Source organism: Paenibacillus sp. J31R109 (assembly GCF_059692055.1).
This window is the reverse complement of sequence record NZ_JCAUAR010000002.1, coordinates 429,134-450,610: the sequence shown is the minus strand read 5'-3', so window position 1 is coordinate 450,610 and position 21,477 is coordinate 429,134. Positions and strand designations below refer to the sequence as shown.

At 46.9% G+C, this 21,477-nt stretch carries 19 protein-coding genes; 10 read left to right on the top strand and 9 right to left on the bottom strand.

Annotation, left to right across the window (positions count from 1 at the left end):
* Window positions 1-38: 38 nt before the first annotated feature.
* The 4 genes from AC58QT_RS07620 (at window position 39) to AC58QT_RS07605 (ending at window position 4,211) form a co-directional block, all read left to right on the top strand.
* A complete protein-coding gene (locus AC58QT_RS07620; protein ID WP_497408427.1) occupies window positions 39-911 on the top strand; it encodes a 3-hydroxyacyl-CoA dehydrogenase family protein in 873 nt (290 codons plus the stop codon).
* Entirely contained in the window at window positions 908-2,116 is a 1,209-nt protein-coding gene (locus AC58QT_RS07615) for an acetate kinase (RefSeq protein WP_497408426.1), read from the top strand. Before AC58QT_RS07620 ends, AC58QT_RS07615 begins: the two co-directional genes overlap by 4 nt.
* A gap of 74 nt (window positions 2,117-2,190) precedes the next feature.
* Window positions 2,191-3,486: an asparagine--tRNA ligase gene (gene asnS / locus AC58QT_RS07610; RefSeq protein ID WP_497408856.1), complete on the top strand. Its 1,296-nt coding sequence runs from the start codon at window positions 2,191-2,193 to the stop codon at window positions 3,484-3,486.
* A 38-nt stretch (window positions 3,487-3,524) separates the two neighbouring features.
* Window positions 3,525-4,211, top strand: coding sequence for a DnaD domain-containing protein (locus AC58QT_RS07605; RefSeq protein ID WP_497408425.1), 687 nt, complete (start codon window positions 3,525-3,527; stop codon window positions 4,209-4,211).
* 396 nt (window positions 4,212-4,607) lie between these two features.
* On the opposite strand, the gene mtnB is transcribed toward AC58QT_RS07605, so the two are convergent.
* From mtnB to AC58QT_RS07565, 8 genes are all read right to left on the bottom strand, one after another.
* Complete coding sequence (mtnB, locus tag AC58QT_RS07600) at window positions 4,608-5,243, bottom strand: methylthioribulose 1-phosphate dehydratase (protein ID WP_497408424.1); 636 nt, start codon at window positions 5,241-5,243, stop codon at window positions 4,608-4,610.
* A complete protein-coding gene (locus AC58QT_RS07595) occupies window positions 5,240-5,902 on the bottom strand; it encodes a 2-hydroxy-3-keto-5-methylthiopentenyl-1-phosphate phosphatase (RefSeq protein ID WP_497408423.1) in 663 nt (220 codons plus the stop codon). Before AC58QT_RS07595 ends, mtnB begins: the two co-directional genes overlap by 4 nt.
* The gene (locus AC58QT_RS07590) at window positions 5,899-7,167 is read right to left on the bottom strand and encodes a 2,3-diketo-5-methylthiopentyl-1-phosphate enolase (RefSeq protein ID WP_497408422.1); all 1,269 of its coding nucleotides are present in this window, start codon (window positions 7,165-7,167) and stop codon (window positions 5,899-5,901) included. The genes AC58QT_RS07595 and AC58QT_RS07590 overlap by 4 nt, the downstream gene beginning before the upstream one ends.
* A gap of 59 nt (window positions 7,168-7,226) precedes the next feature.
* Window positions 7,227-8,096: a pyrroline-5-carboxylate reductase gene (proC, locus tag AC58QT_RS07585; RefSeq protein ID WP_497408421.1), complete on the bottom strand. Its 870-nt coding sequence runs from the start codon at window positions 8,094-8,096 to the stop codon at window positions 7,227-7,229.
* A 27-nt stretch (window positions 8,097-8,123) separates the two neighbouring features.
* Entirely contained in the window at window positions 8,124-9,371 is a 1,248-nt protein-coding gene (locus AC58QT_RS07580; protein WP_497408420.1) for a glutamate-5-semialdehyde dehydrogenase, read from the bottom strand.
* A gap of 11 nt (window positions 9,372-9,382) precedes the next feature.
* On the bottom strand, window positions 9,383-11,086 hold the full coding sequence (locus AC58QT_RS07575) for a proline--tRNA ligase (protein WP_497408419.1): 1,704 nt from the start codon (window positions 11,084-11,086) through the stop codon (window positions 9,383-9,385).
* A 48-nt stretch (window positions 11,087-11,134) separates the two neighbouring features.
* Window positions 11,135-12,235: a glutamate 5-kinase gene (gene proB / locus AC58QT_RS07570; RefSeq protein ID WP_497408418.1), complete on the bottom strand. Its 1,101-nt coding sequence runs from the start codon at window positions 12,233-12,235 to the stop codon at window positions 11,135-11,137.
* Between the two features lie 396 nt (window positions 12,236-12,631).
* Window positions 12,632-13,834 (bottom strand): pyridoxal phosphate-dependent aminotransferase, encoded by a 1,203-nt coding sequence (locus AC58QT_RS07565; RefSeq protein ID WP_497408417.1) that lies wholly within the window; start codon window positions 13,832-13,834, stop codon window positions 12,632-12,634.
* Between the two features lie 155 nt (window positions 13,835-13,989).
* Between AC58QT_RS07565 and AC58QT_RS07560 the strand changes: the two genes are divergently transcribed.
* The 3 genes from AC58QT_RS07560 (at window position 13,990) to AC58QT_RS07550 (ending at window position 17,388) form a co-directional block, all read left to right on the top strand.
* Window positions 13,990-14,520 (top strand): DUF1572 family protein, encoded by a 531-nt coding sequence (locus AC58QT_RS07560; protein ID WP_497408416.1) that lies wholly within the window; start codon window positions 13,990-13,992, stop codon window positions 14,518-14,520.
* A 339-nt stretch (window positions 14,521-14,859) separates the two neighbouring features.
* Window positions 14,860-15,660, top strand: coding sequence for a carbon-nitrogen family hydrolase (locus AC58QT_RS07555; RefSeq protein WP_497408415.1), 801 nt, complete (start codon window positions 14,860-14,862; stop codon window positions 15,658-15,660).
* Between the two features lie 345 nt (window positions 15,661-16,005).
* Window positions 16,006-17,388, top strand: a complete 1,383-nt coding sequence (locus tag AC58QT_RS07550) for a glycine--tRNA ligase (RefSeq protein ID WP_497408414.1) — start codon at window positions 16,006-16,008, stop codon at window positions 17,386-17,388.
* A gap of 72 nt (window positions 17,389-17,460) precedes the next feature.
* Here the strand turns inward: AC58QT_RS07550 and AC58QT_RS07545 are convergent, their stop codons facing one another.
* A complete protein-coding gene (locus AC58QT_RS07545) occupies window positions 17,461-17,952 on the bottom strand; it encodes a cysteine dioxygenase (protein ID WP_497408413.1) in 492 nt (163 codons plus the stop codon).
* Window positions 17,953-18,191: 239 nt separating this feature from the next.
* Between AC58QT_RS07545 and AC58QT_RS07540 the strand changes: the two genes are divergently transcribed.
* The 3 genes from AC58QT_RS07540 (at window position 18,192) to AC58QT_RS07530 (ending at window position 21,431) form a co-directional block, all read left to right on the top strand.
* The gene (locus AC58QT_RS07540; RefSeq protein ID WP_497408412.1) at window positions 18,192-18,656 is read left to right on the top strand and encodes an SgcJ/EcaC family oxidoreductase; all 465 of its coding nucleotides are present in this window, start codon (window positions 18,192-18,194) and stop codon (window positions 18,654-18,656) included.
* Between the two features lie 379 nt (window positions 18,657-19,035).
* Window positions 19,036-19,881, top strand: a complete 846-nt coding sequence (locus AC58QT_RS07535) for a helix-turn-helix transcriptional regulator (protein WP_497408411.1) — start codon at window positions 19,036-19,038, stop codon at window positions 19,879-19,881.
* 560 nt (window positions 19,882-20,441) lie between these two features.
* Complete coding sequence (locus tag AC58QT_RS07530) at window positions 20,442-21,431, top strand: VanW family protein (RefSeq protein ID WP_497408410.1); 990 nt, start codon at window positions 20,442-20,444, stop codon at window positions 21,429-21,431.
* Window positions 21,432-21,477: the final 46 nt, after the last annotated feature.

Genomic DNA, 21,477 nt, shown 5'->3' with positions numbered 1-21,477 from the left:
GAGATAAGCAAGTTGCATGGAAGAAGGAGAAACGAGCTATGATGTTTAGAACAATTGGTGTAATTGGCGGAGGAACGATGGGACAAGGTATTTCGGAAATGCTGGCAGCCCGTGGCCTTGACGTTATGATTGCAGAGAAATCAACTGAAAAACTAGACCGAGCGATCGAGTTAATTACGGTTAGTTTAGATAAGCAAATTGAGCGGTGGGCATTGACCGAAGCAGAAAAGAAATCGATTTTATCCAAAATAAAAAGAGCTGATTCGATCCAGGACATGGCAAGTTGTGATCTTGTCATTGAAACGATTTCCGAAGATTTGAATGCTAAGAAACATATCTTTTTCCAGCTCAATCAAATATGTTCGCCACACATTATTTTGGCAACGAATACTTCCACATTAAGTGTAACGGAAATCGCTGCCATAACGACGCATCCAGAGCGAGTAATTGGTTTGCACTTCTTGCATCCGGTTGCCAAAGTAAATCTGGTTGAAATCGTTCGGGCTATGAAAACATCAGACGAAACTTATGAACACACTCGCCGTTTTGTTGACGATTTACTGTCGAAAAAGAGTATTAAGGTCAATGAATCGCCGGGGTATATTACGACCCGCTTGATCTGCACGCTCATCAACGAGGCGCTGCACACCTTATCCGAAGGTGTCGCTTCGGCGGAAGATATTGATCAGGCTATGCGCATAGGCTATGAGTTTAAGCACGGCCCCTTAGAAATGTGTGACCGATTCGGACTCGACGCTGTTCTGGCTGCGCTAGAAGGGATGTTCCGAGAATACGGCGATATCAAATATCGACCGTCCTATTTGTTGAAGCAAATGGTGCGTGCGGGGCATCTGGGGACCAAGACTGGGGAAGGCTTCTTCCGTTACGACAAGGATGGTGACCGACTGTGAACATTCTGGTGATTAATGCTGGCAGCTCATCCGTGAAATATCAACTTTATGATATGGAAAATGCGAAGGTGCTCGCCAAAGGCAGAGTAGAGCGCATTGGCATGGATACCGCGATCCTGATGCACGAGCCAGCGAATAAGGCAGAATTACACAAGGTAGATGAAATTCTAGAGCACACGACCGCCATCCGCCGCGTGCTGGATGTGCTGGTTCACCCCGAGCATGGCGTGTTGACCTCCATCTCGCAGATCGATGCCGTTGGCCACCGTGTCGTCCACGGCGGCGAATCGTTCAAGAACTCTGTCCTCGTCACGGACGAGGTGAAGAAAGAGATTCGGCGTCTCTTCGATTTGGCGCCGCTGCACAACCCGGCGCACATGCTGGGCATCACGGCGGTGGAAGTGAACATGCCTGGCGTGCCGCAGGCCGTCGTCTTCGACACCGCCTTCCATCAGTCCATGCCGGCGAAGGCGTATCTGTATCCGGTGCCGATGGCTCTCTACCGGAAGCACAAGGTGCGCCGTTACGGTTTCCACGGCACGTCGCACAAGTACGTCAGCGAGCGTGCCGCAGCCTTTCTAGGACGCCCGCTGGAGCAGTTGAAGCTCATTACCTGTCACATAGGTAATGGCGCTTCCTGCGCCGCTGTATGGGGCGGCCAGTCGGTTGACACGAGCATGGGGATGACCCCGCTCGAGGGTCTGATGATGGGCACGCGCAGCGGCGATCTGGATCCGGCCATCGTGCCTTTCGTGATGGGCAAGGAGGATTTGACGATCGGCGAGGTGAGCTCCATGCTGAATAAGCATAGCGGACTGCAGGCGATCTCGGGGATCTCCAGCGATATGCGGGAGATCGTGGAAGCGATGGAAGCGGGCGATAAGAACGCTACCTTGGCTTTTGAGATGTATGCGTATCGATTACGCAAGTACATCGGGGCTTATGCCGCAGCGATGAATGGCGTCGATGCGATTGTCTTCACCGCCGGCGTAGGCGAGAACTCTGCGCCGCTGCGCAAAGCGGTCTGCGAGGGACTGAGCTTCCTAGGTGTTGATTTTGACGAGGAAGCGAATGGGCAAGGAAGAGGCATTGAGAAGCGAATTACGAAGCTTGATTCACGTGTTGAGGTCCTAGTGATCCCGACCAATGAGGAATGGGTAATTGCTCAGGATACGTATAGTCTGGTGAAATCGCAGACCCCGTGATTCTTTCGTGGAAATCGTCAAATAGTGTACAATAGAGTAGATCTTCAGTGATCTTCAGTTCTAAGGAGGAAGATATTCAAATGAAAAGTACAATAGGTGAAGTTAATCATCATGTCGGCGAGTCAGTCACCATCGGCTGTTGGCTAAACAAGAAGCGTTCCAGCGGTAAAATTCAATTTTTGCAGCTTCGCGACGGTTCGGGATATATACAAGGTGTTGTTGTGAAAAGTGAAGTGAGTGAAGAGGCATGGGAAGCGGCTTCTAAGTTAACCCAAGAGAGCTCCTTATACATAACGGGCAAAGTGAAAGAAGACACCCGCAGTAAAGGTGGTTTCGAGCTAGATGTCACAGGCGTTGAGATCATTCAAGTAACCGAGGAGTATCCGATTACACCGAAGGAGCATGGCGTAGATTTCCTAATGGACAATCGTCATCTGTGGATTCGGAGCCCGCGTCAGCGTGCCGTACTTGTGATCCGTGCTGAAATTATCAAAGCCGTTCAAGGGTTCTTCAATGACCGCGGCTTTCATTTGGTGGATCCACCGATTTTGACGCCATCCTCTTGCGAAGGCACGACCAACTTGTTCCACACGAAATATTTTGATGAAGATGCTTTCCTTACACAAAGCGGACAGCTCTACATGGAAGCGGCTGCGATGGCGCTAGGCCGCGTATACTCTTTCGGTCCAACATTCCGAGCAGAGAAATCGAAGACGCGTCGACATTTGATTGAGTTTTGGATGATTGAGCCCGAAATGGCTTTCGTGGATCACGTGGAAAACCTTGAGGTTCAAGAGCAATTCGTTTCCCATATCGTGCAAACTGTGCTTCAAAACTGTCAAGCAGAGCTTGAGACATTGGAGCGGAATACATCGAAGCTAGAGAAGATTAAAGGCAGTTTCCCACGTATTACGTACGATGAGGCTGTCGATTATTTGCAAAAGAATGGGCATGAATTCGCATGGGGCGAAGATTTTGGAGCTCCGCATGAGACCGCGATTGCCGCGCAATACGAAACGCCGGTATTTATCACACACTGGCCTACGGAAATTAAGGCTTTCTACATGAAGCCAGATCCTAGTCGTCCAGAAGTCGTGCTATGTGCCGACATGATCGCACCTGAGGGCTATGGCGAAATCATCGGGGGCAGTCAACGGATCGATGACCCTGAATTGATGGAGCAGCGCTTCAAGGAGCATGAGTTATCGCAAGAAGCGTACCAATGGTACTTGGATTTGCGTAAATATGGAACTGTACCGCATTCCGGGTTCGGTTTGGGCTTAGAACGTACTGTTGCTTGGATTTGCGGTTTAGATCATGTGCGTGAAACGATTCCGTTCCCACGTTTGTTATACCGTCTATACCCTTAAGTAGTGGCATTGTCCATGGGGAGAAAGGGGAAAGACGTATGAGTACTCAAACGAATACACAGATGAAGGTTGAAGCCATCCTCATGAATAGCTTTATGGAGGGGAGCGTCGCGGTACCGAGTCTATTGCTCAAACATTATCGCGCTATGCTTTTGAGTGAAGTGGATGTCATGACACTCATTCATTTCATTTCTTTTGTTGAAAAGGATAGGAACAACTTTCCGACTTTAGATGAAATTCAGGAGCGGATGTCAGCTTCACCTGATGTTGTTATTGCGAGTGTGCAGAAGCTGATTCGAGAGCAATTTATTGCCATCGATGAGGAAACGCATGAGACGACTGGTTTTCGAAGTGAGCAGTACAATCTAACACCACTGTATAAGAAATTAGCCAAACGCGTGGCTGAGCAGCAGCTCCAAGAGTTAGCGGAGTTGGCGGCACAAGCGCCTGCTCCTTCGGATGATCGAGTTAAGAACATTTATACGACGATTGAAAATGAATTCGCAAGACCGTTAACGCCAATGGAGCTGGAAACGATCAGCAATTGGTTAGATAAAGATCATTACAAAGAAGAGCTGATTATGACGGCTTTGAAAGAAGCGGTATTTGCGGGGAAAGTCCATTTCCGCTATATTGATCGGATTCTACTGGATTGGAGTCGCAATCGCGTCTCGACGGTGGATCAGGCCAAGGAATATTCGCAGCGTTTCAGGCAGACTAGATAAAAGGTGAGGGGGGTGCCACTTCGGTGGTGCTCCCTTTGTCATTTCATTGTCTCCCTTATGCATCAGCACTATTGTGGGAGAGCGTGGTATTTGGGGAATTGATGCAAAAGTGCAGGCTTTTGAGCTGAATATCGGAGTTTTGTAGGAATTGATGCAAAAATGCAGGCTTTTGAGCTGAATATCGGAGTAATAGCTGTTTGAGCTCGAAATTGATGCATTTTCGCATCAATTTTTTATTCTTCGCAGGAAAAGAAGGGGAAAAGATGCACATTTGCAGGAATTTTCGAATTAGGGTAGAGGAGTAGCTGATGCAAACCCAAAAACACCTAGCCAACCAGTACATATCGTACTTGTCAGCCAGGTGTTTATTCGTGTTCACACTTGGATTTCATTCAACTACTTGTTCATTACATGCAAACGGTACACATATTCGAATAAGAATTCGAATGCTTCAAGGTGCCGTTTGGCTTCGAAGGCATTCGCGCCCCAAGCGTAAATACCGTGCTTGCGCAGGACGATACCCGGAATACGCGGCACAATCGCACCTACGACTAGCTCAGCAATACGCGGAATTTCCGCGTAGTTGGGCAGAATTGGAATCTCAATTTGCGCTTCCTCTTCCCAAATATTGAACGCTTTGATAAGCTCAACACCATCCACTGGGATGCTGCCACGCTCACCATAAAGCTCGGAAGCTAAGTTGTTGAAAATCGTGTGCACATGGAAAATCGCGCCAGCGCCCGTTAAGCGATAAATTTCACTATGGATCAACGTTTCCGCAGATGGCTTCAAGCTTGTTGCTTCGGACGGCAAGCCCTTTTCATTAACGAGGAGGAAATCCTCCGGGGTTTGAATGGATTTATCTCTACCGCTGGATGTAATCGCGAAAGTGAACGCGTCAGGCTCGAAACCGCCAACACGCACAGATAAGTTGCCGCTCGTACCTGGAAACCATCCACGCCCCGCGAGATCTGCCTTAATGTCACGCAATTCAGCGAAGGCACGCTGTTTTTCTTCTAATAAAATACTCATTTGACCGGTTCAGCCTCCAATTGCTTAATGATATCGAAGAACGTTTCGAAGGGGTGGTAAGCATATCCGAGTTGCTCACAACGTTCAATGAGATAGGATCTGGCAAAAATCGTATCCACAAGCTTAGCACCCTCAAAATCAGTGATGCTGTCTCCGATAATAATACGCTCGTATTTCTCAGCATCGTAGGAGCGAATGATGCTTGTTTTGCACATCCCACAATCGGTTTGGCAGTGAGCATCGCACGGATTCGGCCATAGAATCTCGATCGTTTCTCCTTCGAAAGAGCTGGCATTGCTGTAAATATGATTCTCCGGAATCGCAAATGGACGAAGCAGTGGGTAAATAAAGAAATCGATACCTCCGCTCGTGACCAGAAGCGTGATCCCTTGCTCCTTACAGTAGGTAACGAATTCTTCAAAACCATCGCGAATGATAGCATTGTTAATCGCAAAGTCCACAATCTCCGCTTTACGCGAGGTAGGCAGCAGATGGAACATCGCCCCAACGCCTTCGCGAATGGAGATTTGCTGCGTCACGATTTGTTCGACGATTCCTTCCCAGCCTTCAGGATTGAAATGCTTCATAATCGCGACGATGTTATCGCTAACGGTTATCGTACCGTCAAAGTCACAAAAGATAATGCGTTCCTTGCTCATTCTCTAATCCCCCATGTGTCGATAGCTGATTGTAACTCTGGATGTGTTTGGGCGTAGTCGCGTAAAGATGTGCCTTGTAGTGTTGCGTCGATAGCTTGGCGGAAAGCTCGTCCACCTGCGATTGTTCCCATCGGATGACCGTGGATCCCGCCGCCTGCATTCACAATGACATCCCCTCCAAAATCCCGCAGGATAAGCGGAACTAAGCCAGGATGAATACCTGCGGATGGCACTGGGAAGCTAGTCGCTAATTTCAATTCTACTTCATTCGGGACTTGATACGTGTAATCTTTATGTAAATCCTTCGTTAAGAGTACATGTTTAATCGCCAAATTTTCTTCCCGCGGCATGACAACAGAGCCGTAAGGCGAAGGAAAGAGGACCAAATCAGCACCAGCCAAGCGCATCAATTTACCTAGAAGCACAGAAGCTGAGATACCGTAATGTGGTGACGGATAAGTCGCGCCTGCCATCGCAGGATGAGCCATAATTGGAATGTTAATGTCCGGATCCGCACTTAACTCATGCAGCACATCAAAGCCGTAAGCTAACACATTGAAAAGCAAAGCATTGGCGCCAGCGGCAATGGCTTTCTTGGCTTGGGCAGCAAGTTTGGAAGTAGGGCCTGTCAAATTGACGGCATATAGAAGCTTCTGACCGGTTTCTCGTGTAGCTTGTTCAGCTGCTTCTAGACAGATGGCGATACGTTTTTCCATCGGTGTTAACGGATTTTCAAATAGGATCTCGTCGTCCTTAATCAGATCAACGCCCCCGGCGGCTTGCAAGTAAAACTGTTCGCGAAGAGCCGGTAATTCGTACCCTACAACGGATTTGAAAATACTCATAAGCAGCGGACGGTCATGCACGCCAAGCAGATCTCGAACACCTTGCATCCCAAATTTCGGACCAGGGAATCCCGCGAGGAAATCGGATGAGAATGCAAGATCGATCAGCTTGATTTTGCCGTCCATAGACAACTTTCCGAATACAGTCACTAATAGCGCTGGGATATCTCGGCTAAAGTTCACATCCGGATAGGCGATAGTGATATCCGCATAGCGTCCCGAAAGGGGCTCACCAGCCCCAGGCTCGTGCACCTCAACAGAAACGACCTTACCTAGATGCTTCTCCATGGAAGCTTTCTGCGCCTCCGGCAATTCGGTCCAACTGCCAACAGTAAGGCCAATGGCGATACCTGTCGCTTTTTTATGAAAATCGGCTTTCTCATCGAAACTCCGATAGGTTGCTAAACAATAGGAACTCATGACGAACTTTCACCTGCTTTAATTAGAATTCAAACGAACTTGTTACTTGTCAATGTCGCTTAGAGTGATTTGCCTACAGGACTTGTGGCAGCAATTTGCTCGCCCATTTCCTTCGCACGTGCAGCGGAAGCAAATACGGCTTGGGTTATTGCTTCGCTAAATTGGAAACGATCCAAGGCTTCAATTGATTTTTGCGTAGCTCCATTAGGAGACGTCACTTTGCGGCGTAACTCCGCTGGATCTTCCTTCGTATGCTGCACCATATGGGCAGCGCCAAGAAACGTTTGGAGTGTCAATTGCCGCGCATCTTCTTCGGTTAGACCGCCATCGATTCCTGCTTTAATCATGGCTTCCATGAAATAATAGACATAAGCAGGGCCGCTTCCGGACACGCCTGTCAAAATTTCTAACTTATCTTCGTCCACAATCGTGACGGTTCCAACGGCTTCAAACATTTGGATAGCGAACTGCTTGAATGTATCATTAACCTTAGCGGAGAAGCTCATTCCTGTTGCGCCCAATCCGATGGTTGAAGAGGTGTTAGGCATGGTACGAACGATTGGCATGTTGGTTTGTAATAGCTTTTCAGCTTTCTCGATGGATAGTCCAGCAATGACCGAAATCAGCAGCTGCCCCTCATTCAAAAGGGGAGCAAGCTCTGCAAAAGCCGTCTCGACATCCTTAGGCTTCATGCAAAGGACGACGACGTCTGCCTCACGAATGAAGGCATCTTTTGTTTCTGGGTCTAAAGTAGCCTCCAGCCCGTATTCCGAGCGAAGATAAGCTAATCTGTCTTGATTGGAACGATTCATCATATAAATATGTTTCGGATTGGCTACTTCCGTCTGAATAAGGCCGCGGGCGATGGCTTCTGCCATTGAACCTGCACCTACAAAGGCAATTTTCGCTTGAGATAGCATCGTGGACATCGGGCATTCCTCCTTAGGATATACAGCTTATTCGCGTATTTGTCCGCTTCCGTAGACGCGGTATTTGGTTGAAGTTAGGGCAGGCAATCCCATGGGACCACGTGCATGAAGCTTCTGTGTGGAAATGCCGATCTCGGCTCCGAATCCAAACTCAAAGCCATCTGTAAAGCGCGTCGAAGCATTATGATAGACAGCAGCTGCATCTACTTCTTGTAGGAATTTCTCTGCATTGGCAGCATCTTCCGTTACGATACATTCCGAGTGCATCGTGCCATACGTACGAATGTGGGACAGCGCCTCATCCAGATCTTTAACAATTTTGATCGATAAAATATAATCACCGTATTCTGTTCCCCAATCAGCTTGTTCAGCAACCAGCATGCTTGGCACTAGGTTCCTTGCCTGCTCGTCACCACGCAGCTCCACATTGACGCCTTGGAACGATTCGGCAATCGCAGCTAAGTGTTGCTCAGCAATCGCTTCATGGACAAGCAAGGTTTCCATACTATTGCAAACAGAGGGACGCTGCGCTTTGGCATTAATGCCTATGCGTACCGCCATATCGAGCCCAGCACTTTGATCTATAAAAGTATGACATACCCCTGCACCTGTTTCAATGACTGGGACGGAGGCGTTATTGACAACATTTTGAATAAGTGAGTGCCCACCACGTGGAATCAGTACATCAATAAGGCCATTAAGCTTCAGCATTTCATCCACAGAGCTGCGATCAGCGCTTAGAATTAATTGCAGGGCATGGGCAGGCAGGGCAGAACGTTCCAAAGCTGCATGCAGAACCTCTACAATTTTCTCATTCGAAAAGAGGGCAGAAGATCCACCACGCAGCACGACTGCGTTGCCAGTTTTGAGACATAACCCTGCGGCATCCACCGTAACATTCGGTCTAGCTTCATAGATAATACCGATAACGCCTAGGGGCACTCGGATTTTGCGAATCCGCAGACCATTCGGGCGGTCAAAAGATTCTAGCGTATCGCCAATCGGATCTGGCAACTCGGCGATTTGACGAAGACCTTCCGCCATCGCTGCGATGCGAGATTCGTTAAGCGCCAATCGGTCGAGTAGGGACGCGCTGGTACCCAACTCTTTGCCTCGCTGCAAATCCTTCGCATTGGCTTCAATAATTGCTTGCTGTTCCGTAACTAAGGCATCAGCCATAAGAAGCAGAGCTTCATTCTTCTGTTCGGTCGTTAGATTGCCCATCGCTTGGGCAGCTTGTTTGGCAAGCTTGGATTTCGAAATAACTTCACTCATGGGAGAACCTCCTAGTTCAATAAGGATTGGCAATGCGGTAACAATTGTTCGACAGTAAGCTCATAAGCGGCACCGTTACGGCGCTCTTTACATTCAACAATATGTTCGCCAGCTTTTTTACCGACAGTGATGCGTAATGGGAAGCCGAGTAAATCGGCATCATTGAATTTCACGCCTGGGCGTTCTTCACGATCATCCCAAAGGACAGAGAAACCTGCGCGAGTTAGGGTTTGGTAGAGCTCTTCAGATAATGTCAATTGAGCTTCATCTTTCATCTGAACGGTTAAAAGATGGAGATCGTAAGGTGCAATTGCATTTGGCCATATAATGCCTCGCTCATCTTGATGCTGCTCAATGACCGCAGCCAATACGCGTGATACGCCAATCCCATAGCAGCCCATAATCATAGGCTCGGACAGTCCATTCTCATCCGTGAAGGAAGCGCCGAGGGATTCACTATATTTTGTGCCGAGCTTAAATACGTGACCAACTTCAATACCTTTAGCAAAAGAGAGTTCATGTCCGCAGTGGATGCAGTTTTCGCCTTGACCGACGTTACGAACGTCAACATAGGTTAACTCACCTAAATCGCGTTCGACATCCACGTGTTGAAGATGATAATCAGCTTCATTGGCACCAACAACGGCATTCTTTAAACCTTGAATCGATGTGTCTGCAATCAATCTGACGGTGGATAAACCAATCGGACCTATAAAACCTGCAATCGAACCAAGCCCTGCAATTTCGGCCTCGGAGAGCATAACGATGTCCTCAACGCCAAGAACCTGTTTCAGCTTAATTTCATTTATTTCGAGGTCACCTCTGACAAGCACTATGACAGGTGTACTGTCTGCTTGGATGGCGACCGATTTAATGATGTGCTGTGGTTCAATGTGGAGGAATTGGCTTAATTGCTTGATCGAAGTTACACCTGGTGTATGCACTTTAACGGGTTGTGTAGTTGCCAAGTCCGTATGGGAATTCATTGTATTAGTAATGCTTCCAGTGGCTTTCTCCAAATTCGCTGCGTACTGACAGGATGGACAATGAACGATGGTATCTTCACCGACATCCGCCAGTGCCATAAATTCATGTGTATCCGTGCCGCCGATAGCGCCAGAATCAGCTTCTACCGCTCGAAATTGAAGACCGCAGCGTGTAAAAATGTTGACGTAGGCGTCAAACATCGCTTGATAACTCGCATCGAGACCACTTTTTGAGCGGTCGAAGGAGTAGGCATCCTTCATTAGAAACTCACGACCACGCAGCAGGCCGAAACGAGGTCTGCGCTCATCCCGATATTTCGTTTGGATTTGATAAAGCGTTACGGGTAATTTCTTGTACGAATGGATCTCATCTTTAACGAGTGTCGTGATGACTTCCTCATGGGTTGCGCCTAGCGCGAACTCGCGACCATTCCGGTCTTCTAACCGCATTAATTCAGGACCGTAAACGTCCCAACGACCGGATGCTTTCCATAATTCGGCAGGATGGAGGGCAGGCATGAGCATCTCTTGTGCGCCTGCACGATCCATTTCTTCACGTACAATCGTTTGAATATGTTGAAGGGCTTTAAGGCCCAGGGGTAAGTAGGAATAAATGCCACTGGATAACTGGCGAATGAGTCCTGCTCGAAGCATAAGTTGGTGACTGGCTGCCTCGGCATCTCCCGGTACATCGCGTAAAGTTGGATTAAGTAATCGTTGTTGTCTCATGTGTAGGGAGAACCTCGCTCTCTATAATCGAAATAAGTAATTACAAGCTTAGGTCAAAGGCACCCATTCATCGCGATGAATGACTTCGATGCGAGATACTTCGACGCGCTTCTGAACTTCATCGGTCGAAAGCCCTGCCGCGGCTTGCACTTGCCAAGCCGCATAATTGACGACGCCGCGGCCGAGCAGCGCGCCTTCACTGCAGATCACCTCGACGACGTCGCCGGGGTGGAAGTCGCCAACCGCTGACGTGATGCCAGCGGGGAGTAAGCTCTTCCCACCGTTGATCAGGGCTGACTTCGCCCCCTGATCAACGATGATTTGCCCTTGGGGCAGCGAGTGGAAGCCGACCCACTGTTTCTTGACCGGCAGATTGTTCAGCGCCGTGTCAAAGTACGTTCCCTTGCCCGTGCCATGCACGGCAAGGTGGAGATCATCGGGCTCAAGCACGCGCCCGATGAAGACCGGCACGCCCCCGCGCATCGCGATGCGGGCGGCTTCGACCTTGGAGCGCATGCCGCCGGTGCCGACCGCGCTCCCAGAGCCTCCAGCGAAGCTGAACAGCTCATCGCTGATGGCGTCTACGCGCTCGATGCGCTGCGCGTTCGCGTTCTTGCGAGGATCGTCTGTGTAGAGGCCGTCCATATCGGTAATGATGATCAATTTGTTCGCCTTGACCAAATTGCCTACCAATGCCGACAACGTATCATTGTCGCCAAATTTCAGTTCATCCACCGAGACGGTGTCATTCTCGTTAATAATCGGGACAACGCCGCGCTGCAGGAGCTCGTCGATCGTCATCATCGCGTTCTGGACGCGCTTGCGGTTGGAGAAGTCGTACCGAGTCAGCAAGATTTGCGCCACGCTCACGCCGTGGGATGCAAATGCTTCATGGTACGCTTGCATTAACAGTGCTTGGCCGACGGCCGCGGCAGCCTGCTTCTCGTGCAGCACCTTGGGGCGTGTGCGATAGCCAAGGGACGTGAAGCCTGCGGCAACCGCACCTGAGGTCACAAGCAGCACTTGGCTGCCGCTACGTTGCAAGTGCGCGAGCTCAGATGCAAAGAAACGTATTTTATCCGGATTCAAGCCACCCGTATCTGACGTTAATGAGGAGCTGCCAATTTTGACGACGATTCGCTGAGTCATATTCATCCCATCCTTCGTTTTCGTAGCTATGTAAATACAAAAAAGACTCTCGTCCTTAAAACATAAGGACGAAAGTCTGTTGCTTCCGCGGTACCACCTTAGATTAGCGCATACTGATGTCCAGATGCACTCAACTCTATTCCCTGAATAACAGTAGGGCACTGTTCAACTCATCGTTGACGGTTCAGGGGCAGGTTCAGATTCGGTTCACGGCAAGCTCTCTCAGTCGGTGGAGCTTACTCTCTGGTTACGTGCTGTACGATTCTTACTATTCCCATCATCACGTTGCTGTTTGTAATTATAATTCTAACTAGAATAGCATGGTACGCAAGTCTTTGTAAAGAAGCAAAAGCCTAGATTACTGCTCATATCTTACATTGGGCCTGCCCAAATGGTTTACGCAAAAAGATTCAATTTCCCAATTCGCTGTACGGCTTCTTCTAAGCGTTCTTCAGAGGATAGAAGCCCTAGTCGGACATAGCCTTCACCGTGTGTACCGAAGCCCACACCTGGTGCCACGACAACCTTCGCTTCCTCTAAGAGGAGATCAGCTAGACTCTGGGAGGAATGACCTTTCGGCACTGGCAACCACGAGAAGAAGGAACCTTGGGAAGGACGAGCATGCCAGCCAATGCTGGCAAGCGCAGTGTAGAGGGCATTTCGACGGCTCTCGTACACATCACGTAACTCAGTTACACAGTCTTGTGAAGCTGTTAATGCTGTAGCTGCCGCGACTTGAATACCTCCGAATAACGAGCAATAGTAGTGATCTTGCATCAAGTTAATCAGGCGGATAACTTCTTTGTTGCCGAGAGCAAAACCGACACGCCAGCCTGCCATATTGTACGTTTTGGATAACGTGTAGAACTCAATGCCTACTTCCTTGGCACCAGGGGTTTGTAAGAATGAGATCGGCTTTTGACCATCAAACCCAATGGCTCCATAGGCGAAATCACTTGCAACTACGACACCATTTTTCTCTGCAAAGGCAACCGTTTCTTCATAAAAGGAAGCGGGAGCGGTAGCACCCGTCGGGTTGTTCGGATAATTAATGAACATGAGCTTGGCGCGATCCAAGTCAGATTGTTTCAACTGCGTGTAATCAGGTAGAAAATTATTTTCTTCCCGCAGCGGCATGAAGGCCATCTCGGCACCAGCCAGAGCGACCCCAGACCAATAATCAGGGTAGCCTGGATCAGGGACTAAGCAGACATCGCCGGGATTTAATAAGCACTGCGCGATTTCAATGAGTCCAGTTTTACCGCCAAATAGGATGGCAACTTCCGTATCTGGATCCAGATCAACGTTATGATCTTCCTTATAACGCTGCGCGATCGCTTGCTTCAAGAAAGGAAAGCCACTGAAGGGTGGATATTTGTGATACAAAGGATTAGCCGATGCTTCTTGTATGGATGTCACAATATGCGGAGGCGTAGGGCGATCTGGATTCCCTTGGCCCAGATTAATGACGTCATGCCCGGCGGCAATTTGTGCATTCGCTTTACCTACGAGCGTTGCAAAGAATTGAGTAGGGAGCCCCTTCATTCTTTCTGCAGGTTGTATGGCAAAGCGAGAAGTTGTTGAAGATACGTTGGTCACGGTTTAATTCACACTCCGGAGGTCGGGATTTTAGATTATACCCTAAATGTAACATGATTAAACTTTTTTTCATAGTCGATGAAGATAATCGATTGTACTTCATTTTGCCGTTATCATATGATGGAGGCAACGAGATACGAAGGAGAGGAATGCAGATGACAGATCAAGCCCAAATCGCTGATGTTTTTCTACAGGAATCGATACGTGCTTTTCAAAGTATGAAAAAGTTGGGAGATCGTGCTTTTGCCCAAACGGATGAGTCATTTTTTTATGAGACATTAGATGAAGAATCGAACTCGTTAGAGGTTCTTATCAAGCACATGCATGGGAATATGTTGTCCCGTTGGACGGATTTCTTAACCACAGATGGGGAAAAAGAGACGCGTGATCGCGATGGCGAGTTTGAAGGGGAACGACTATCTCGGGATGCTTTGCTTGCCTTGTGGGAAGAAGGTTGGCAAGTGCTTTTTACAACACTAGGTTCGTTAACCTCTGAAGATGTTCTTTCACTGGTGCGGATTCGAGGGGAACATCATACCGTCTTGCAAGCGATTCAGCGCCAAGTTTCGCATTACGGCTATCATGTCGGGCAAATTGTGTTGTTGTGTAAGCATGGGTCGAGTCAGGATTGGCAAACGCTGAGTATCGCTAGAGGTCAGTCGAAACAGTTTAAACCTGGGACGTAGTTTAGTTGGATTTTGCCAACTTAATTCGGATGTAGTGAATCAAAAAGTGGAATTAGTTGGATTTTGCCTGCTTAAATGGCTTGTAAAGGGTTGTGAGTTAGAAAAATGGCTGTATAGTTGGGCAAAACCAAACTAATCCAGCATCGGGCATGATTTTATCTAGTTTAGTTCGGCGTTTTCTGACTAATCAGTTTAGCTAGCTTGATTTGAAAAGTTACGGGCGAATAGGTGGGGAATGGGCAGTGTGAGGTAGTGAGTTGTAAGTGAATATTGAGTTGAACGTATTTTTCGACTAGTATGTACTCATATATGTTTTTTTACTGGAAGGGGTCTAACCAAATGTCGCAGTCACAACTGCTTAACCTTGCATTAATTCAAATGGATATTGCGATCGGGGAACCCGATGTGAATTTTGCGCAGCTCGAAATGAAGCTTCACGAGGCTGTTCAAGCGGAACAAAAGCCGGATGTCCTCATTTTTCCCGAAATGTGGAACACAGGCTATGCGCTAACGGAAATTCAACAACTAGCTGATGTGAATGGGGAGAGAACGAAGGCTTTTTTAAGTAACTTCGCTCGTACACATCGTGTGAATATTATTGGCGGATCGATTGCGGATAAAAAAGAAGAACGCGTACTTAATACGATTTATGCATGGGATCGTGAAGGCAACGAGATCGTAGAGTACTCAAAAATTCATCTTTTCCGACTCATGGATGAAGAGAAATTCTTGCACAGCGGGGAGCAACTTGGCTTATTTGAACTAGAAGGTGTGCCTGCTGGCGCAATGATTTGCTATGATATTCGATTCCCTGAACTCTCGCGCAAATTAGCGCTAGAGGGGACAAGAATCTTATTCGTTCCGGCAGAATGGCCGCATCCACGTCTGCATCATTGGCGTACGCTCCTCATGGCACGTGCCATCGAGAATCAAATGTATGTAGTTGCATGCAATCGCGTAGGGACAAGCGGTACGACGAATTTCTTCGGTCATTCGATGGTCATCGACCCTTGGGGCGAAGTGCTGGTTGAAGGAAATGAAAGTGAAGCGATCCTGCGGGCTACGATTGATTTGGAAGAAGTTGTGCGCGTACGGGGTAAAATACCCGTTTTTGAAGATCGCAGGCCTCATTTGTATTAGGGAAGTTGATTTTTGCAGCGATATTCTGTAAACTAAAACCAATTGAATGATCAATTGTGGCTGTGAAGGATGAATAGTACTTGAAGGACTTCATCATCAGCGAGTTGGGGAATGGTGTAAGCCCAGCATGAAGCTCAAGGAAACGGCTATCCGGAGCCAATACGATAAAGGGGATACATGCTTTTGTGAGGTGTATCAACTAGGGTGGAACCGCGGGTGCTAAAGCTCTCGTCCCTAGGCATTATTTGATGCCTTTGGATGTTGAGCTTTTTTGATGTTTGCTCATGTCCAACGGTCGTCATCGGGCGAAGTCCCACTAACTAGAGCTTAAGGAGCGATTGAACAATGAGTGTAACAATGGAGCAAGTTGTGGCATTAGCGAAGCACAGAGGTTTTGTTTTCCCAGGTTCCGAAATTTATGGCGGTTTGGCGAATACGTGGGATTACGGCCCACTTGGTGTTGAATTGAAAAACAACATCAAGCGCGCATGGTGGAAAAAATTCATTCAAGAGTCCCCGTATAACGTAGGATTAGACGCGGCAATCTTGATGAATCCGCAAGCTTGGGTAGCATCCGGTCACGTAGGTAATTTCAACGATCCGATGATCGATTGCAAAAGCTGTAAAGCTCGTCACCGCGCGGATAAATTGATTGAGAACAAGCTGGCTGAGAAAGATATCGAAATCATCGTAGACGGTATGACGTTCGATGATATGATGAAGCTGATCGTGGAACACAACATCGTGTGTCCAGATTGCGGAAGCAAAGATTTCACAGACATTCGTCAGTTCAACTTGATGTTCAAAACGTTCCAAGGCGTAACTGAAGCGAGCTCAAACGTTGTTTATCTTCGTCCTGAAACGGCACAAGGGATCTTCGTTAACTTCAAAAACGCACAACGTACTATGCGTAAAAAGCTGCCATTTGGTATTGGTCAAATCGGTAAAAGCTTCCGTAATGAAATTACGCCAGGTAACTTTACGTTCCGTACGCGTGAATTTGAACAAATGGAGCTTGAATTCTTCTGCAAACCAGGTGAAGATTTGAAATGGTTCGAATACTGGAGAAGCTTCTGCCATAATTGGTTGCTTTCCCTTGGTGCCAAAGCGGATAACCTTCGTCTTCGTGATCACAATGACGATGAATTGTCTCACTACAGTAATGCAACAACGGATATTGAATACAAATTCCCGTTTGGCTGGGGCGAACTTTGGGGTATCGCGGATCGTACAGACTACGATTTGAAACAGCATATGGCGCATTCTGGTGAAGATTTCAACTACATCGATCAAGAAACGAATGAGCGTTATGTTCCTTATTGTATCGAGCCATCCCTTGGAGCAGACCGTGTCACATTAGCGCTTCTAATTGATGCGTTTGAAGAGCAAAAGCTTGAAGGTGATGACAGCCGTACGGTTCTTCACTTCCACCCAGCGTTGGCACCAATGAAAGCAGCGATTTTCCCACTTTCTAAGAAGTTAAATGATGGTGCACAAGCTGTATTTGCAGATCTTGCGAAGCATTTCATGGTTGATTATGATGACACTGGTTCCATTGGTAAACGTTACCGTCGTCACGATGAGATTGGTACGCCATTCTGTATCACCTACGATTTTGAGTCCGAGACAGATGGTCAAGTCACAGTTCGTGATCGTGATACGATGGTACAAACGCGTATGCCGATTTCGGAGCTAAAAGCCTTTATCGAGAACGCTCTACAATTCTAATAAGCATATCCTATGTAGGAATAAACCCCTTGTAAGCACGTCATTTGACGTAAGCTACAAGGGGTTTTTCTCTTAAATGACATAATCTAAGACTTCGCTATAGGGTAAGTAACGTCGGACTTCGCGTAACGGCGGTGTATATACATGCAGGGAAATAGCCGGCTCATGAAATGGATTGTTCAACTGGTGAATCTGATCTGCAGGTGCAACGAAATACTCGCCAGCTTGAATGAAATCGTCTTGATGAGCAATCGGATACCCTTCCGAGTCTAAGGCGAAGGTCGAATTGACTAAAGAACCTGAGGCCAGATAAGCTGCGCCGATGGACGAGCCATGGTTATGGATAGCAGTTGAGCAAGAAGTGGGAATATGAATGACGATGACTTCGAGATCACGTGAGCTAAACACGACATTTCGGCCATATGGTAGGTGAATAGGTTCAGTTTTGAGGTCTGGAACGAAGGATAGATTTCGCTCTATCGATTGAAGCGCCTCTATTAATTGTTCCAGGGTTGGTGCATGCAACTTACAGAATGTCTGTTCAATTGCGCTGATGAGCGTCATTGGCATCTCGCCTCCTAGGCATTCTTATCTCTTTATCAAAATTAATTTGGGAAAGGATAAGTTTTGTTTATATAATATGCCTCGGAGTTTCAAAAGGTTAGGGATAAATGTAAGATTTTAACGTGGAAATCAGTCTGTAGACGGGGAAATGTTCCTACGCTAGCGGTATGACATACGGATATCGAATCTGAGACAATAGTAGATATGATAATCTATGGAAATTGAGAGGATGAACGAGTATGCTGCAGGTTGGAGTGAATGAGCAAGATCAGAAAGAAATTTTGGCGGTATTTGCTGCGTTAAGCAGAGCATGGAATGACCATGATGGTCAGGCATTTGGAGCTTGTTTTACGGAAGATGCTGATTATGTGACGTTTAATGGGCAGCATTTGAAGGGGCGTCAAGCCATAAGTGATGTTCATCAAGCGTTGTTTGATGGTATTTTGCGTGGTTCCAGTATGGTTGAAGGGGGATCTCTGAATATACGATTCGTGACATCAGATATGGCAATTGCGCATGCCGTAGGGGCCATTAAGCTGCGTTGGCAGAAGAAGGCGCCTAAGAATCGTGATTCCATAAATACGAACGTAGTGATTAAGGAAAAGGGGCAATGGAAAATTGCTGCCTTTCATAATTGCCGCATCCAACGGCCGAATTTTATTCAAAAGTGGTTCATGAACAAAGCGAAATCGAAAAATACGTGAGGACTTGTCCTCCATCCCCATTGACCACGTATTATAACCTCATCTGCGGTGTTCCTGGTAGTTACTAATTGGAACATTCCACACCTATTTCGTATATATCCTACGAATGGCACGTGCCTGAAATCCTTACTCTTAGCGGGAAATCTGCGAACCATGTCGTTTAGTAGTGCAAGTATACTATCTTATTGGAATTACTACCTTTGCACTATTTCAAGCATTCGTTTTGAGCCTTATAGTTAGTGACACATGCGCGAAAAATACAAAATTTTGTAAAGGTCGTGAAAATAGAAACGGCGATAAACGACAATTATTTCAATTCTACTCACAGCATGGATGCTATTTCATTACAAGGGTACATAGGGAAGAAGGAGTGGAATTGATGAAAGGATTAGCTGAAGAGACGCAAATGCATGAATTTACAGAGAGAATAGGCATATCACAAGCGGAGATTGCCAAGCTGCATGAGAAATCATTTCTTAATGGCGTTCAGAGAGATTCGACGCGCGTAAGGTTTCGTGTGCAAGGCAAGATGATGGAACGGCTGCTAGCTAAAAACCAAGTACTCATGGATGTCATACTTCGGCAAGCACATTTGAAGACGAATACCTTCTACTTTCCTAATTTATTAATGGTAACGGATAATCACGGGGTCATATTAACAATTAATGGGGATGAAAGATCCATTCTACAAGCCGCGAATTTGAATAATATCGGCATTGGTTCTTCGTTATCACTTTCTAGTGCGGGTACGAATGCAGTGTCGGCTGCCATTGACCTTCAGCGTCCAGTCTGGATAAGTGGTGAAGATCATTATCTGGATACGATGCATAATTGGGTGACGATGTGTGTTCCGATACAACCGGCTGATAATCAGACTATAGGGTACTTAGTTTTGACGGCTTTTGAGCACATTTCCGCACCTTTCATGTATCCATGCATCAAATCTATTGCGCTTCTGCTTGAATATGAGTTAAGAAAAACAGAGCTGCAAAGTAAAACTTGGTTCGTTGAGGAAATGTTGGAAGAACGTCTGAAAGCCTTCAAGTTAACGCTTCGGGAGAAGGAAGTCGCAACGTATTGGCTGCTAGATTATGATTATAAGCAAATAGGAAAAGTCCTGGGAATTAGTGAAAATACCGTTCGTGTCTATGTTACTAAAATAAATCGCAAGCTCAAAGTCAATTCCAAAGCTTCTTTGATTCTAAGTGTTCTTGGTGCTATATAATGCTGTACAAAGATAAAAAGATATTAATATTGCAGTTCTACTAATATGGACGTGCTATTCAGAGAAATGGTTCAAATATGTTGAAAAAAAGCTTCTATCTCACACGCTGTACGTGGGATGGGGCTTTTTTTGTTATCGAAAGACGAATGTAAACGTCTTATTTGCTTGAATAGGGAGAGCCGGTATACAGATGGAAGACCCATTTTTCACTGAAATTGTAGAAAAAACACGATCGATCAGATACATAGGCAAGTGAGAGATAGAAAGATTGAAATTTGCAACAGGAGAAGACGTTTCGAAAGAACTATATGAAATCGCTTCCAAAGTACGAGTTCGGATGAGATATCCCGATTCCATTCTTCTATTGAAGCTTTCAACTAGCTTTAAATCCCTATAAAAAGGCCTATTCCTATTAGGCATACCTTAAGAATTATAGTTCATGCATTAGGTCATTTGAATTAATAAATATGTATGATTTGCTCTACAGAAATTACCGTCTATATTTGAGGCATCCCACCGAAACGGGAGGGAAAATGTCGAGCTTTGAGGGACGGTAGGCTATGAGACAAAGAAGAAAGGCCTTGATCCTGCAGCCTATTAAATGGATTCTTCTTCTAGGCGTCGTCGGTTCTGGAAGTGTATATGGTTTATCGGCGGCAGGATTCATCGAGTGGAATTCAGAGCACAAGTTGGAAAGCCTCATGTTCTGGAAAGCCGCGGACAATACGGCAACGAAAGGTATTGCCTTAGCAGCTGGGGCGGATAAAGATAGTGCGAAGCCATCGGTCAAACCGACACCAACTGTAAGTGGAGCACCAACAGCTACCACATCGGCAGCACCAACAGTAATGCCTGCAAGCACGACAGCACAAACAACGGCACCAGCAGCAACGGCGGGCTTACAAGTGATCTCACAAGCACAAAGTATTGTCGGAGTTAATGCCAATGTCAAAGCATGGCTGGAGCAGGCAGGATTGATCAAACTTGAGCCAGGGAAGTTGTTCTCCTTTCAAGCTTGGTTGGCTGAAGCCAGCAAAGGCAAAGTGCCAGAGAAGAAAGCAGATGAGTTATCTCAGGTAGCGTCGTTACTGTATGAAGCAGCATTACGAGCTGGCTTGCAAGTTGGTGAGCGTTATGCTCATCAAGATAATCCGAGCTATGCAGCTGCAGGTTTCGATGTTGAAATTCAAGGCGAGCAGAAGGATCTAACCTTGTATAACTCGCTGGATGTGCCCTTAACGGTAGGCGTGATGTATAACGGTGAAACGCCAATCCTGACGTTAAATGGAAAACCGAAAGCAGAGTGGAAAGCTCCTAAAATTACGGTTACGAAAGAAGTATTCGCACCGGAGAGCATGTTTGTGACCGATTTTACACTGGCGGGTCAAGGTGAAGCTAAACGAAGTGAAGGCCAATCAGGACTACTAGTCAAAGTGTTCGTTGATGAGAAGAATGATGGCAAGAACGAGCTGATATATAAAGATTTCTACGCACCACGTCCTATTGTTATCGCAAAGGCGCCAACTGCGGAAGAGCTTAAATCACCATAGATCACAAGGTTGCACAGATCCGTTACGTACTCTATCAACAGAAGGG

What these genes read in the sequence shown, in the direction of transcription:
- AC58QT_RS07555 (WP_497408415.1), top strand. Translation starts at nt 14,860, where the DNA reads ATGTCGCAGTCACAACTGCTTAACCTTGCATTAATTCAAATGGATATT.
- AC58QT_RS07575 (WP_497408419.1), bottom strand. Translation starts at nt 11,086, where the DNA reads ATGAGACAACAACGATTACTTAATCCAACTTTACGCGATGTACCGGGA.
- mtnB (WP_497408424.1), bottom strand. Translation starts at nt 5,243, where the DNA reads ATGAGTATTTTATTAGAAGAAAAACAGCGTGCCTTCGCTGAATTGCGT.
- proC (WP_497408421.1), bottom strand. Translation starts at nt 8,096, where the DNA reads ATGTCCACGATGCTATCTCAAGCGAAAATTGCCTTTGTAGGTGCAGGT.
- AC58QT_RS07540 (WP_497408412.1), top strand. Translation starts at nt 18,192, where the DNA reads ATGCTGCAGGTTGGAGTGAATGAGCAAGATCAGAAAGAAATTTTGGCG.
- AC58QT_RS07550 (WP_497408414.1), top strand. Translation starts at nt 16,006, where the DNA reads ATGAGTGTAACAATGGAGCAAGTTGTGGCATTAGCGAAGCACAGAGGT.
- AC58QT_RS07535 (WP_497408411.1), top strand. Translation starts at nt 19,036, where the DNA reads ATGAAAGGATTAGCTGAAGAGACGCAAATGCATGAATTTACAGAGAGA.
- AC58QT_RS07590 (WP_497408422.1), bottom strand. Translation starts at nt 7,167, where the DNA reads ATGAGTTCCTATTGTTTAGCAACCTATCGGAGTTTCGATGAGAAAGCC.
- AC58QT_RS07595 (WP_497408423.1), bottom strand. Translation starts at nt 5,902, where the DNA reads ATGAGCAAGGAACGCATTATCTTTTGTGACTTTGACGGTACGATAACC.
- AC58QT_RS07545 (WP_497408413.1), bottom strand. Translation starts at nt 17,952, where the DNA reads ATGACGCTCATCAGCGCAATTGAACAGACATTCTGTAAGTTGCATGCA.
- proB (WP_497408418.1), bottom strand. Translation starts at nt 12,235, where the DNA reads ATGACTCAGCGAATCGTCGTCAAAATTGGCAGCTCCTCATTAACGTCA.
- AC58QT_RS07605 (WP_497408425.1), top strand. Translation starts at nt 3,525, where the DNA reads ATGAGTACTCAAACGAATACACAGATGAAGGTTGAAGCCATCCTCATG.
- AC58QT_RS07580 (WP_497408420.1), bottom strand. Translation starts at nt 9,371, where the DNA reads ATGAGTGAAGTTATTTCGAAATCCAAGCTTGCCAAACAAGCTGCCCAA.
- AC58QT_RS07560 (WP_497408416.1), top strand. Translation starts at nt 13,990, where the DNA reads ATGACAGATCAAGCCCAAATCGCTGATGTTTTTCTACAGGAATCGATA.
- AC58QT_RS07530 (WP_497408410.1), top strand. Translation starts at nt 20,442, where the DNA reads ATGAGACAAAGAAGAAAGGCCTTGATCCTGCAGCCTATTAAATGGATT.
- AC58QT_RS07620 (WP_497408427.1), top strand. Translation starts at nt 39, where the DNA reads ATGATGTTTAGAACAATTGGTGTAATTGGCGGAGGAACGATGGGACAA.